Raw genomic sequence first — 13,242 nt, 5'->3', positions numbered from 1 at the left:
TGACGAAGAGATTGCCGGGCCGACCCCCCATTCGTCATCTACGCACGGTAAATTCCAGGCCATGCCACGTGGACGCCACCGCCATTCGCCACCCCTGCACAGGCTCCTTCCGCCCTCCGCGGTCGCCGGAGCTTCGGTGCTCTGTGCCGCCGGTGCCTGGCTTCTCGCGGATCCCGTCGTCCTGCGCACCCTGGTCGCGGCCGCTGCCGCCGCCGCGGTCACCGGTGCGGTTCTCATGCGCGGCTGGGACCGGAGCGCGGGCCGCCGCGTCGCCGAGCTCACCCGCGCCCGAGCCAGTGACGCGTGGAAGACCGAGGAGCGGATAGCCGAACTGGAGGCCGACCTCGAGGAGTCCCGCGAACTGCGTGCCAAACTCGACGCCAAGCTGCGTTCCAAGCGGGTCGAACTGGCCGGGCTGCGCGGCGAGCACGCCGCGCTGCTGCGGCGGTACGCGACCGCGGAGACCGCGCGGGCCAGTGCGCTCGAAGGCCGTCGGCAGCTCGCCCTCGAAGCCGCCGCGCCCGCCAAGGAGCTCCCCGCGGGCGGTTCCACGCCGACGCCGTCCGCGTATCTGCGGGCCGCCAAGGCACTGGAGGACCTGCCCCGCAACGCCGCGGCCCAGCAGGCCAGACGCACCGTGGAGGAGGCCCGCAGGCGCGATCTGGCCGAGCGGGCGCGGGAGGCGGACGAGCCGCAGGGGAAGCACGCGGCGGCCGCCGGGGGAGAGCAGCACACCCGCCCGTCGTCCGCCACCCCCGCCACCCGGGTGCCGGTGGCCGCGGCGATCGTCCCGTACGCGGACCGGCGCCGCCCGGCCTCACGCGCCCAGGGCGGCTTCGACTTCTTCGGCACGGGGGCGACCAACACCACCGCCGCCGCACTCGAGCCCGCCAAGCTCGCCGCGGTGCAGAACGAGGACCTGGCCGACGTGGTGGGCGAGGAGGCCCTCGCGGACGCCGCCGGCGGGACCGCCCGGCCGAAGTCCTGGGGGAGCGCCGAGGACCGTGCGGTGGGCGAGGTCATCGACCTGACGGCGCACGACGAGACCGAGCAGCTGGACGTGGCGGAGCTGCGCAGCGCCATCTCCTGACGCGAACTGCGCAGAGCCATCTCCTGACGCCGCGCGGGGACGCCGCGCGGTGCCGCCGGCGCCCGCCGCGTGCCTCGTCGACTACTTGTCGATGTCGCCGACCACGAAGAAGAGCGAGCCCAGGATCGCCACCATGTCGGCGACCAGCGTGCCCGGGAGCAGCTCGGTCAGCGCCTGGATGTTGTTGTACGACGCCGAGCGGAGCTTGAGCCGGTACGGGGTCTTCTCGCCCTTGGAGACCAGGTAGTAGCCGTTGATGCCGAGCGGGTTCTCGGTCCAGGCGTAGGTGTGGCCCTCGGGTGCCTTCAGGACCTTCGGCAGGCGCTGGTTGATGGGGCCCGGCGGAAGCTCGGCGAGCCGGTCCAGACAGGCGTCCGCGAGGTCGAGCGAGTTGTGGGTCTGCTCCAGCAGGCACTCGAAGCGGGCCAGGCAGTCGCCCTCCGCCCGGGTGACGACCTTGAGGGTGTCCTGGAGCTCGCCGTACGCCAGATACGGCTCGTCACGGCGCAGATCGAAGTCGACGCCGGAGGCGCGGGCGATCGGGCCGGAGACGCCGTACGCGTGCGCGGTCTGCTGGGTCAGTACGCCGATGCCGCGCGTACGCCCGCGGAAGATCTCGTTGCCGAGGACGAGCCGGTCGTACACGTCCATCCGCGACCGCACCTCGGCCACCGCGTCCCGGGCCCGCCCGGCCCAGCCCGCGGGCAGGTCCTCCTTGAGGCCGCCGACCCGGTTGAACATGTAGTGCATCCGGCCGCCGGAGACCTCCTCCATGACGTGCTGGAGGTCTTCGCGCTCGCGGAAGGCGTGGAAGATCGGGGTGATACCACCCAGTTCGAGGGGGTACGACCCGAGGAACATCAGGTGGTTGAGGATCCGGTTCAGCTCGGCCAGCAGCGTACGCGTCCACACCGCGCGCTCCGGGACCTCCATGCCGAGCATCCGCTCGACGGCCATGACGACCCCGAGCTCGTTCGAGAACGCGGACAGCCAGTCGTGGCGGTTCGCCAGCATGATGATCTGCCGGTAGTCGCGGGCCTCGAAGAGCTTCTCCGCACCTCGGTGCATGTACCCGATCACCGGCTCGGCGTGCTGGATCCGCTCCCCGTCCAGGACGAGCCGGAGCCGGAGCACGCCGTGGGTGGAGGGGTGCTGCGGTCCGATGTTCAGCACCATGTCGGTGCTTTCCGCTGCGCCGCCGATGCCGATCGTCGTCTCCGTCATGGGCGACAGTATCCCTCGCCGGGCCGGGTGAGGGAGGCCCGGCCCAAGGTCCGGACTCCCACGCCTGCGGCGGGCTTTTCTCCCCGCCCCGCCCCTTCCCGAACTGGGGCTGCGCCCCAGACCTCCCGCTTGCGGGGGCTCCGCCCCCCGAACCCCCGCGCCTCAATCGCCGGCGGGGCTGGTGGTGGGGGCTGGGGCGGAGGGGGAACAGGCCCGCCGCAGGCGCCCCCCACCCCCGCTCAAGCCATGCGCGCAGGCTGGAGGAGCCACGTGAAATCGCCCAGGCCGCCGACCGCCGTCAGCTCCGCCGCCTCCCCGGCCGTCGCCAGGGCGCGCACGTAGGCGACCGGATCCGACGAGGCCAGCGCGAGAGGCGGGCGGCTGCCCGAGATGCCCAGGCGGTGGAGGGCCTCGCGCTGGGGGATCAGCTCGGCGCCGGGCGCCGCGCACGCGTCCAGAGCGACATGCGCGGTGATGTCGCAGCTTCCGTCCGGCACCGGAGGGACCTCGCGCCCGGAGCGGAAACCCGTGAGCGTCCCGAAGGGCGGCCTGGCGCCGGCCCGGTGCGCGTAGTCCACGGCGACCGCCAGCCCGGCGTCCAGCGTCGCGACGGCCCCCGCCCACGCCTCGTCGCGCGGCCGGCCGATCTCCGCCCGCGCCCCGGGGCCGGCCAGCGGCCACCACCGCTCCAGCCACCGGGCGTCCGCCCCGCTCACCGGCGGCCCCAGGCGTTCCTCACCGTCCGCGCGCACCAGGACATAGCGGGCGACGCCCGAGGCGTCCGCCTCGGCGACGTCCACCGGCACGTTGTCCAGCCACTCGTTCGCGAAGAGCAGCCCGCTCACCCCGGCCGGCGGTCGGTCGGACCACTCGATACGCGGATCGAGCCCGGCCGGGCGCTCGGCGCGCTCGACGGCGTACGCCCGTACCGCTCGGCCATCCGGAAGCCGCCCGTCCGGCAGCGCGGACAGCACCCCGGTCAGCAGCTCCCCGCGCCCCGCCCCGATGTCGACCAGCGCGACGGCGGACGCGTCCGGCAACGACTCCGCGGTCTGGGCCAGCAGCCGCGCGACGGCGCCCGCGTACAGCGGCGAGGCATGCACCGACGTGCGGAAATGACCGGCCGGCCCCTCCGGCCGCCGGTAGAAGCCGCCGGGCCCGTACAGCGCGCGCTCGGTCGCTTCCCGCCAGGAGAACCACTCATCCGTTGCCTCATACGTCACGCGGCACAGTCTCCACCTTGCGGAGTAGGTATCCGCCGACCGGATCGACCCTCCGGTTGACCCCTGCACCTATCCGCTTTCCCTACGCTGGGTCACGTGCAGCGCCTCTACGACTTCATCCGCAGACACCCCACGGGCGTCGACAGCTTCTGGGCTGTGATGCTCTTCGGGTTCTCCATGCTGTGGGTCGCCCAGGAGACCACCGGGACGGAGTCGGGAATCGAGGCCACTCTCGTCGTCCTGGCGCTCTGCGTCGCCGTCGCGCTGCGCCGCCGCGCGCCCGAGAAGATGCTGCTGCTCGTGGCCGCGCTCGGCGTCACGCAGCTCGCGCTGGACATCGAGCCCAACCCGGCGGACCTCGCCATGCTCGCGCTCATCTACACCGTCGCCGCGCACGACGGCCCGCGCTGGGCCTCCCGCCTCGCCCTGATCGGCGGGCTCTGCGCGGCCACGCTCGCCCAGCTGCGCTGGCCCGCGGAGAACATCAGCGGCGGCGGCAAGATCTTCTTCACCATCGTCATGAGCGTGCCGTTCGCCCTCGCCTGGGTGCTCGGCGACTCCCTGCGCACCCGGCGCGCCTACTTCGCCCAGCTGGAGGAGCGCGCCTCCCGCCTGGAGAGGGAGCGCGAGGCCCAGTCCAAGGTCGCCGTGGCCGCCGAACGCGCCCGGATCGCCCGCGAGCTCCACGACGTCGTCGCGCACAACGTCTCGGTGATGGTGGTGCAGGCCGACGGCGCCGCGTACGTCCTGGACACCGCGCCCGACCAGGCCCGCCAGGCTCTGGAGACCATCTCCAGCACCGGCCGGCAGGCGCTCGCCGAGATGCGCAGGCTGTTGGGCGTGCTGCGCACCGGCGACGCGCCGGAGAGCGGGGAGTACGTCCCGCAGCCCGACGTTCAGCAGATCGAGGACCTGGTCGAACAGGTGCGCAGTTCGGGCCTCGCCGTCGACTTCAAGATCGAGGGCACTCCGCGCCCGCTGCCGAGCGGCGTGGAACTGACGGCGTACCGCATCGTGCAGGAGGCCCTCACCAACACCCGCAAGCACGGCGGCCCCGACGTCGGCGCGAGCGTGCGGCTGGTGTACTTCGACGACGGACTCGGACTGCTCGTCGAGGACGACGGCCGGGGCGCCTCCCACGAGATGTACGAGGACGGCGGCGCCGACGGAAAGGGTCACGGCCTGATCGGCATGCGGGAGCGCGTCGGTATGGTCGGCGGCACGCTGGACGCGGGGCCACGGCCCGGCGGCGGATTCCGGATCAGCGCGCTGCTCCCTCTCAAGCCCGCCCCCTAGCCCCGCCACCCCGCCCACTGGACAAGGACTCAGTACATGACGATCCGCGTGATGCTCGTCGACGACCAGGTACTCCTGCGCACCGGATTCCGCATGGTGCTCGCCGCCCAGCCGGATATGGACGTCGTGGCCGAGGCGGGCGACGGGGCCGAGGCGATCGAGATCCTCCGCTCCACCGCGGTGGACGTGGTGCTGATGGACGTACGCATGCCGAAGCTGGACGGCGTCGAGGCGACGAACCGCATCTGCGCCCAGCCGGGCGCGCCGAAGGTGCTCATCCTCACCACCTTCGACCTCGACGAGTACGCGTTCTCCGGGCTGAAGGCCGGAGCCAGCGGCTTCATGCTGAAGGACGTGCCGCCGGGGGACCTGCTCGCCGCGATCCGCTCCGTGCACAGTGGCGACGCGGTCGTCGCGCCGTCCACGACGCGCAGGCTGCTGGACCGGTTCTCGCCGATGCTGCCGTCCGCGGGCGGGCCCCCGCAGCACAAGGAGCTGGAGCGGCTCACCGACCGTGAGCGCGAGGTCATGCTGCTGGTCGCACAGGGCCTGTCGAACGGCGAGATCGCCGCCCGGCTGGTGCTGTCCGAGGCCACGGTCAAGACCCACGTCGGCCGCATCCTCACCAAACTGGGCCTGCGCGACCGGGTACAGGTGGTCGTGCTCGCGTACGAGACGGGCCTGGTGCGGGCGGGCGGCGGAGCGGCATCGTCCTGACGCCGCCGTCTTCTTGAAGGGCCCGGCCTTCTTGAAGGGCCCGGCGCGGCACGGGGCCCAGGGCGGGCCCCGGCTTGACGACCCCGGCTCCTCGCGCGGCACGGGCCCCGGGTCGACGACCCCGGCTCCTCGCCCAGCGCGGTCTCAGCGCAGCACCATCTCCAGGAAGTCGCTCCCGAGGCGGGCCACGAGCGAGACGTCCAGCTGGTGCAGGACGTACCGGCCGCGCCGCCGGGTCGTGACCAGCCCGGCCTTCTTCAGCACCGACAGATGGCGCGAGACCTCGGGCGCGGTGATGCCGTGCGAGTCGGCCAGTTCGCCGGTGCTGTACGAGGCGCGGGCGAGGTTGCGGCAGAGCCGCATCCGCATCGGGTGGGCGAGCGCCTCCATCCGCAGCTTGAGCACCTCGACGGACGCGGGGCCGGGCAGCTCGGGGGCGCCGACGGGGTAGTGGACGACGGGCCGCCAGCCCGGAGCGTGCAGGATCGACAGATGTGGCCAGCCGAAGCTGGACGGCACGAACGTGATCCCGGCGCCGACGGCCGGGTCGACGGCGGTCGTACGTCCCACCACGAGCTTGTCCGCCTCGATACGGCCGGCCTCCGCGTTCAGCGAGAGCGCGGGCGACACGTCGTGCAGCGCCTCCGCGAGGCCCTTCCGGCGCAGGATCTCACCCTTGTGGCGGGCGTCGGCGGCGAGCTGGGTACGGACGCGGTGCCACGTATCGGCGAAGAACGCCTGGTCGCAGTCCTCCAGGAGCCGTCGCACCCAGGCGCGTACGGAGGCGGGGTCGTCCAGCAGCCGGCGGGCGAAGTCGAGCTGCTTCGGGCCGCGGGTGGCCGCGAGCTCCAGCGCCCGGTCGTGGCGGAACGGACCGCCGCAGGCGTAGCGACTGGAGCAGGTGAACTCCAGCGCCGCCGACACGAACCGCTCGTCGTCGAGCCGGTCGAGGGTGTCCAGCTCCTCGGCGAGGGTGGCGCCGGCCCGGCCGTCGCCGCCGGGCAGCCCGGCGAACGGCAGGAAGATGTCGGAGAACGTGCTGTTCCAGAGGAAGTCCGCCTCGTGCAGCCGGTCGGCCAGATCCGGCTTCAGCCCGGCGGCGGTCGCCGTGGCCCAGCCGTGCAGCCCCGGATGGTGGCCGGGCTCGGCGAGCGCGTGCAGCGCCATGCAGAGCTCGGCGAGGGGCGAGATCTCGAAGAGGACGCGCTCGGGCGGCAGGCCCGCGATGTCGATGGTGACGCTCACCTGCCCATGGTGAGGGGTGCACGGGCGTGCCGCGGCCTCGTTTGACGCCGCTGGTCAATCGGCGCGACGAGGTGCGAGTGGCGGTGACGGTGATGCCGAACGGGCGTCCCCCGCTGCAGTCCCCGCCCCCAGTCCCCCAGCGCCCCGCTGCCGTCCCCGCCCCCAGTCCCCCCAACGCCCCACTACAGTCCCCGCCTCCGGTCCCCGGTCCCCGGCCCCCCCGCTACACCCCCCTCACCCGCTCCACGAACCCCGCCACCGCCGCTCCCACGTCCTCCCCGGTCCACGTCAGCCCCGGTGTCGAGACCGTCACCTCCGTCACCGAGACCCCGGGCGGGCCGCCCGAGGCCGGGGTCCACCAGCGGCGGAAGAGGGTGACGCCCGTTTCCCCCGCGAGCCGGACCGACGCCTCGGTCAGCAGCTCGGCCTCGTACGGCAGCCACACCTGGAACTCGTGCGTGTGCGGCACCTCCGGGTGCACCCGGAACCACGGCACCGACGCCGCCTCGAACCCGGCCCGCAGCCCCTCCGCCACCACCCGCGCGTGGGCGACGTACGACGGCAGTCTCGGCAGCTCCCGCTCCAGCCCGAGCAGCGCCGCCAGCGCGGTCGGGTACTGCTGGAACAGCTGGCCCCCGTACCGGTGCCGCCAGGCCCGCGCCTCCTCCACCAGCGACTCGGGGCCCACCAGCACGGCCCCGGACAGTCCGCCCAGGGACTTGTAGAAGGACACGTACACGCTGTCCGCGAGACCGGCGATCTCGTCCAGACCGCGCCCGAAGTGAGGGGCGCACTCCCACAGCCGCGCGCCGTCGAAGTGCACCACCGCATCCACCTCGCGTGCCGCTTCCACCACCTCCACCAGCTCGTCCCACGAGGGCAGGACGAAGCCCGCGTCGCGCAGCGGCAGTTCGAGCATCAGCGTCCCGAAGGGCTCGTCGAGGGCCCGTATCTCGTCGGCCGTCGGCAGCCTGGGCTCGTGCGTCGGATGGACCGTACGCAGCCCGCTCACCGCGCCGAGCGCACCGCGCTCATGCTGCTCGGGGTGCGCGAGCGGATGCAACGCGACCGTCCGGTTCCCCGTGCGCCCCGCCCAGCACCGCAGCGCCACCTGCTGCGCCATCGTCCCGGTCGGGAAGAACGCGGCCTCCGGGAAGCCGAGCAGCGCGGCCACCCGCCGCTCCAGCTCGGCGACGACCCCGTCCCCGTAGACGTCCACGTCCTCGTCCAGGTCGTGGACCGACCCGGCGTCGGCCGCGAGGGCCGCCAGCCGCTCACCGATCCGGCCGTCCGACGTGGGACGCCACAGCACCCGTTCGGAGGCGCGCCACGCGGCGTTCCTCCGCCGCCGTTCGTCCTGCTCGCTCTTCTCCGTCATCCCGCGATCATCGCCCACCGCCGCGACTGCCCGCACGGGATTGTGGACAGGCTCCCAAGGGGCCTCCACAGGCTGTGGACAACTCGGGGGCGGGGCAAGAGGCTGGCGTAGCATGACGAAGAATCGTCCGGTACCCCCCGCGGACTGGAACGGAAGGCCGTCGCCGCGTGAACGCACCACCAACGTCAGGACCCCCGTCCGCACCCGAGCCGCACGGGCTGCACGACCCGCACGGGCCCGTCGACCCCCGGGACCGTCCGGCCCGCCTCACCGTGGGTGTCGTGGGAGCCGGCCGCGTCGGCCCCGCTCTCGCCGCGTCCCTGCAGCTGGCGGGTCACCGTCCGGTCGCCGCCTCCGGGGTCTCCGACGCCTCGGTGCGCCGCGCCGCCGTGCTGCTGCCCGACGTGCCGCTCGTCCCGCCGGCCGAGGTCCTCGCCCGCGCCGAGCTCGTCCTGCTCACCGTCCCCGACGACGCCCTCCCCGGACTGGTCGAGGGCCTCGCCGACACCGGCGCGGTGCGCCCCGGACAGCTCCTCGTGCACACCTCCGGGCGGTACGGCACCGCCGTGCTCGACCCCGCCCGCCGCAAGGGCGCGCTCCCGCTCGCCCTGCACCCCGCCATGACCTTCACGGGCACGAGCGTCGACGTCCAGCGCCTGGCCGGCTGCTCCTTCGGGGTGACCGCCCCCGAGGAGCTGCGGCTGGCCGCCGAGGCGCTGGTCATCGAGATGGGCGGCGAGCCCGAGTGGATCGAGGAGGAGGCCCGCCCGCTCTATCACGCGGCCCTCGCCCTCGGCGCGAACCATCTGGTCACCCTCGTCGCCCAGTCGATGGAGCTGCTCCGCACGGCAGGCGTCGCCGCCCCCGACCGCATGCTCGGCCCGCTCCTCGGCGCCGCGCTGGACAACGCCCTGCGCTCGGGCGACGCCGCGCTCACCGGCCCGGTCGCCCGGGGCGACGCCGGCACGGTCGCCGCGCACGTGGCGGAGCTGCGCAAGCACGCGCCGGGCACCGTCGCCGGCTATCTGGCGATGGCCCGTACGACCGCCGACCGTGCCCTCGCGCACGGACTGCTCAAGCCGGAGCTGGCCGAGGACCTGCTGGGGGTACTGGCCGAGGGAGACAGCCGATGAGCCGCAGCGCCGAGCTGATCCACACGCGCGACGACCTGGACGCCCGCCTGGACCACTCGCAGCGTGGTCCTGTCGCCGTCGTCATGACCATGGGCGCCCTCCACGAGGGCCACGCCACCCTCATCCGCACCGCCCGCGAGCAGGCGGGCCGCGAGGGCGTCGTCGTCGTCACCGTATTCGTCAACCCGCTCCAGTTCGGCGCGGGCGAGGACCTCGAGCGCTACCCGCGCACGCTGGACGCCGACCTGAAGATCGCCGCGGAGGCGGGCGCGGACCTGGTGTTCGCCCCGTCCGTGGACGAGGTCTACCCGGGGGGCGAGCCGCAGGTCCGGATCTCCGCGGGCCCCATGGGCGAGCTCCTGGAAGGCGCCTCCCGTCCCGGCCACTTCGACGGCATGCTCACCGTCGTCGCCAAGCTGCTCCACCTCACCCGCCCCGATGTGGCGTTCTTCGGCCAGAAGGACGCCCAGCAGCTCGCCCTGATCCGCCGGATGGCCCGCGACCTGAACTTCCGGGTGGAGATCGTCGGCGTGCCGACCGTGCGCGAGCCGGACGGCCTCGCCCTGTCCAGCCGCAACCGCTACCTCTCGCCCCCCGAGCGGAAGACCGCGCTCGCGCTCTCCCGGGCCCTGTTCGCGGCCTGCGACCGGCTGGCCGCCCAGCAGGCGCTGCGCGCCCGCGCCGAGTCCGCGCCCGCCCCGACCGCCCGCGCCGCCGCGCTCTCCGCGCTCGGCGAGGCCCGCGCGGCGGCCGACGCGCACGCGGTCGCGGCGGCGCAGCCGGCCGGCGGGGCCGACGCCGTCCGCGCGGCGGCCCAGGCCGTCCTCGACGAGGCCACGAGGGCCACTCCGCCGCTCCTGCTGGACTACCTCGCGCTGGTCGACCCGGCGGACTTCACCGAGGTCCCGGACACGTACGAGGGCGAGGCGATTCTCGCCGTGGCCGCGCGGACGGGCGGGACGCGGCTGATCGACAACATCCCCCTGACCTTCGGAGTCCCCGCATGACCGGCATACGGCTGAACGCCCCCGCGCCCGGCTGGGCCATCGAAGCCGATGTCGTCGTGGTCGGCTCCGGCGTCGCGGGCCTGACGGCCGCCCTGCGCTGCACGGCCGCCGGACTGCGTACGGCCGTGGTCACCAAGGCCCTCCTCGACGACGGCTCCACCCGCTGGGCCCAGGGCGGCATAGCGGCCGCGCTCGGCGACGGCGACACCCCCGAGCAGCACCTGGAGGACACGCTGGTCGCGGGTGCGGGGCTGTGCGACGAGGAGGCCGTACGCACGCTGGTCACCGAGGGACCGGACGCGGTGCGCCGCCTGATCGCCACGGGCGCGCAGTTCGACCTGGACGCCGACGGGGACATCGCGCTCACCCGGGAGGGCGGTCACCACCGGCGCCGTATCGCGCACGCGGGCGGCGACGCCACCGGCGCGGAGATCTCCCGCGCGCTGGTCACGGCGATACGTGACCGGGCCGTACGCATCATCGAGCACGCGCTCGTCCTCGACCTGCTGACGGACGAGGACGGCCGTACCGCCGGTATCACCCTGCACGTCATGGGCGAGGGCCAGCACGACGGCGTCGGCGCGGTGCACGCGCCCGCGGTCGTCCTGGCGACCGGCGGCATGGGCCAGGTCTTCTCCGCCACCACCAACCCCTCGGTCTCCACGGGCGACGGCGTCGCGCTGGCCCTGCGCGCCGGGGCTGAGGTGAGCGACCTCGAGTTCGTCCAGTTCCACCCGACCGTGCTGTGGCTGGGCCCGGAGTCCGAGGGCCAGCAGCCGCTCGTCTCCGAGGCGGTACGGGGCGAGGGCGCCCATCTCGTCGACGCCTCCGGCACCCGCTTCATGATCGGCCGGCACGAACTGGCCGAGCTCGCCCCGCGCGACATCGTGGCCAAGGGCATCATGCGCCGTATGCAGGAGCAGGGCGCCGACCACATGTTCCTGGACGCCCGCCACTTCGGCGCCGAGATGTGGGAGACCCGCTTCCCCACGATCCTCGCGGCCTGCCGCAGCCACGGTATCGACCCGGTCACCGATCCCATCCCGGTCGCCCCCGCCGCCCACTACGCGTCGGGCGGCATCCGCACCGACCTGCACGGCCGCACCACGGTCCCGGGCCTCTACGCCTGCGGCGAGGTCGCCTGCACGGGCGTCCACGGCGCCAACCGCCTGGCCTCCAACTCCCTCCTGGAGGGCCTCGTCTTCGCGGAACGCATCGCGACGGCGATCGCGACGGACCCGGCCTCGGCCCCGGGCACCGGCACCGGGATCCCGGGCACGGAGCGGCCCGCGGCCCCCGTCCCCGCAACCGCCGCCGTGCCGGGCGCCGAGCCGCCCACCGCTGCCGGCGCCGCGGCGCCGGGCCCCCTGGCCGGGGCCGGGCGTCCGTCGGACGCGGAGCACCCCGGCGCACTCTCCCCGGTCGACCCCGAGGGCTGGGGCGGCCGGGTCGGCGAACCCGTACACCTCCTCGCCCTCGAGACGCGTCACGAGATCCAGCGGATCATGACCGCGGGCGCGGGAGTGCTCCGGTCCGCCGAGAGCCTCGCGGAGGCCGCCGGGCGACTGGCCCGGATCGAGCACGACGCGAGTGACGAGCGGAAGTCCGCCGAGCCCGGCGTGGAGGCATGGGAGGCGACCAACCTCCTCCTCGTCTCGCGCGTGCTCGTCGCCGCCGCCCGGGCCCGTGAGGAGACCCGCGGCTGCCACTGGCGCGAGGACCGCCCGGACCGGGACGACGTGGAGTGGCGCCGCCATCTGGTGGTGCGGCTCACGCCGGACCGTACGCTCGCCGTCCGCCGCACGGACACGGCCGCATTTCCGCCCGTAGCCCCCGTAGCACCCGTAGCGCCTGCAACGCCCGCAACGCCCGTAACCCCCCATGCCCCCAGGGAGCCGCAACCGTGAGCACGCCCGAAGAACGTCCGGAGCCCGTGGACGTCCCGCTGATCCAGATCGGCGCGCCCGCCGGTGAAGCCGCCGGCTGCGGCGACGCCTGCGGCTGCGGCGACGAGGCGTACGAGTGCGGCCTGGACCCCGCGCTCGCCGAGCTCCTCGCCGAGGCCGGTCTCGACCCCGTCCAGGTCGAGGACATCGCGCACCTGGCGATCGAGGAGGACCTCGACGGCGGTGTCGACGTCACGACCGTCGCCACCGTCCCCGAGGACGCCGTCGCCACCGCCGACTTCACCGCCCGCGAGGCCGGTGTCGTCGCCGGCCTCCGCGTCGCCGAGGCGGTCCTGTCCATCGTCTGCACGGAAGAGTTCGCGGTCGAGCGCCACGTCGAGGACGGCGACCGGGTCGAGGCGGGCCAGACGCTGCTCTCCGTCACCGCCCGCACCCGTGACCTGCTCACCGGCGAGCGCAGCGCCCTCAACATCCTCTGCCGTCTCTCCGGCATCGCCACCGCCACCCGCGCCTGGGCCGACCTCCTCGAAGGCACCAACGCGCGCGTGCGCGACACCCGCAAGACGACGCCCGGACTGCGCGCCCTGGAGAAGTACGCCGTGCGCTGCGGCGGCGGCGTCAACCACCGCATGTCCCTCTCCGACGCGGCCCTCGTCAAGGACAACCACGTCGTCGCCGCGGGCGGCGTCGCCCAGGCCTTCAAGGCCGTCCGGACGACGCTCGCCGAACTGGGCACCCCGGACCTCCCCATCGAGGTCGAGGTCGACACCCTCCACCAGGTCCGCGAGGTGCTGGACGCCGGGGCCGACCTGATCCTCCTCGACAACTTCACCCCGGTCGAGACCGCGGAGGCCGTCGCGCTCGTCAAGGGCCGCGCGGTCCTGGAGTCCTCCGGCCGGCTGACTCTCGCCAACGCCCGCGCGTACGCCGAGACGGGCGTGGACTACCTCGCGGTCGGAGCCCTCACCCACTCCTCCGCGATCCTGGACATCGGCCTGGACCTGCGAGAGGCCGGGGACTGA

At 74.2% G+C, this 13,242-nt stretch carries 11 protein-coding genes; 7 read left to right on the top strand and 4 right to left on the bottom strand.

The genetic code is table 11. The features are described 5' to 3' along the window. Positions 1 to 61 precede the first annotated feature (61 nt). The gene (locus tag ABT342_RS12495; RefSeq protein WP_351571155.1) at positions 62 to 1,090 is read left to right on the top strand and encodes a hypothetical protein; all 1,029 of its coding nucleotides are present in this window, start codon (positions 62 to 64) and stop codon (positions 1,088 to 1,090) included. An 81-nt stretch (positions 1,091 to 1,171) separates the two neighbouring features. On the opposite strand, the gene ABT342_RS12490 is transcribed toward ABT342_RS12495, so the two are convergent. Continuing rightward, entirely contained in the window at positions 1,172 to 2,314 is a 1,143-nt protein-coding gene (locus ABT342_RS12490) for an NADH-quinone oxidoreductase subunit D (protein ID WP_351571152.1), read from the bottom strand. Positions 2,315 to 2,553: 239 nt separating this feature from the next. Next, positions 2,554 to 3,546, bottom strand: a complete 993-nt coding sequence (locus ABT342_RS12485; protein WP_502965525.1) for an SAM-dependent methyltransferase — start codon at positions 3,544 to 3,546, stop codon at positions 2,554 to 2,556. An 87-nt stretch (positions 3,547 to 3,633) separates the two neighbouring features. Here ABT342_RS12485 and ABT342_RS12480 point away from each other — a divergent pair, with 87 nt between their 5' ends. Then, positions 3,634 to 4,833, top strand: a complete 1,200-nt coding sequence (locus ABT342_RS12480) for a sensor histidine kinase (protein WP_351571146.1) — start codon at positions 3,634 to 3,636, stop codon at positions 4,831 to 4,833. 36 nt (positions 4,834 to 4,869) lie between these two features. Then, entirely contained in the window at positions 4,870 to 5,550 is a 681-nt protein-coding gene (locus ABT342_RS12475; protein WP_351571143.1) for a response regulator, read from the top strand. A gap of 144 nt (positions 5,551 to 5,694) precedes the next feature. Here the strand turns inward: ABT342_RS12475 and ABT342_RS12470 are convergent, their stop codons facing one another. After that, positions 5,695 to 6,795, bottom strand: coding sequence for a DUF5937 family protein (locus ABT342_RS12470; RefSeq protein WP_351571140.1), 1,101 nt, complete (start codon positions 6,793 to 6,795; stop codon positions 5,695 to 5,697). Between the two features lie 223 nt (positions 6,796 to 7,018). Continuing rightward, positions 7,019 to 8,173 carry a threonine aldolase family protein gene (locus tag ABT342_RS12465; protein WP_351571137.1) on the bottom strand — a complete coding sequence of 385 codons (1,155 nt, stop codon included), beginning with the start codon at positions 8,171 to 8,173 and terminating at the stop codon, positions 7,019 to 7,021. A gap of 218 nt (positions 8,174 to 8,391) precedes the next feature. On the opposite strand from ABT342_RS12465, the gene ABT342_RS12460 reads away from it, so the two are divergent. The 4 genes from ABT342_RS12460 to nadC are packed head-to-tail and all read left to right on the top strand — an operon-like array spanning position 8,392 to position 13,242. Then, positions 8,392 to 9,306 carry a Rossmann-like and DUF2520 domain-containing protein gene (locus tag ABT342_RS12460; protein ID WP_351571557.1) on the top strand — a complete coding sequence of 305 codons (915 nt, stop codon included), beginning with the start codon at positions 8,392 to 8,394 and terminating at the stop codon, positions 9,304 to 9,306. Further along, the gene (panC, locus tag ABT342_RS12455; RefSeq protein ID WP_351571134.1) at positions 9,303 to 10,313 is read left to right on the top strand and encodes a pantoate--beta-alanine ligase; all 1,011 of its coding nucleotides are present in this window, start codon (positions 9,303 to 9,305) and stop codon (positions 10,311 to 10,313) included. Before ABT342_RS12460 ends, panC begins: the two co-directional genes overlap by 4 nt. Continuing rightward, positions 10,310 to 12,220 (top strand): L-aspartate oxidase, encoded by a 1,911-nt coding sequence (locus tag ABT342_RS12450; protein WP_351571131.1) that lies wholly within the window; start codon positions 10,310 to 10,312, stop codon positions 12,218 to 12,220. The genes panC and ABT342_RS12450 overlap by 4 nt, the downstream gene beginning before the upstream one ends. After that, positions 12,217 to 13,242: a carboxylating nicotinate-nucleotide diphosphorylase gene (nadC, locus tag ABT342_RS12445; protein WP_351571128.1), complete on the top strand. Its 1,026-nt coding sequence runs from the start codon at positions 12,217 to 12,219 to the stop codon at positions 13,240 to 13,242. The genes ABT342_RS12450 and nadC overlap by 4 nt, the downstream gene beginning before the upstream one ends.

This window comes from Streptomyces sp. NPDC000410 (assembly GCF_040300305.1).
In the GTDB taxonomy this organism is placed as follows: Bacteria; Actinomycetota; Actinomycetes; order Streptomycetales; family Streptomycetaceae; genus Streptomyces.
Note: the sequence above shows the minus strand (reverse complement) of the source record. Positions and strands in the feature narration are given on the sequence as shown.

Excerpts from the sequence above, each read along its gene's own strand:
- ABT342_RS12495 (WP_351571155.1), top strand. The coding sequence starts at position 62 with ATGCCACGTGGACGCCACCGCCATTCGCCACCCCTGCACAGGCTCCTT.
- ABT342_RS12490 (WP_351571152.1), bottom strand. The coding sequence starts at position 2,314 with ATGACGGAGACGACGATCGGCATCGGCGGCGCAGCGGAAAGCACCGAC.
- ABT342_RS12475 (WP_351571143.1), top strand. The coding sequence starts at position 4,870 with ATGACGATCCGCGTGATGCTCGTCGACGACCAGGTACTCCTGCGCACC.
- ABT342_RS12465 (WP_351571137.1), bottom strand. The coding sequence starts at position 8,173 with ATGACGGAGAAGAGCGAGCAGGACGAACGGCGGCGGAGGAACGCCGCG.
- panC (WP_351571134.1), top strand. The coding sequence starts at position 9,303 with ATGAGCCGCAGCGCCGAGCTGATCCACACGCGCGACGACCTGGACGCC.
- ABT342_RS12450 (WP_351571131.1), top strand. The coding sequence starts at position 10,310 with ATGACCGGCATACGGCTGAACGCCCCCGCGCCCGGCTGGGCCATCGAA.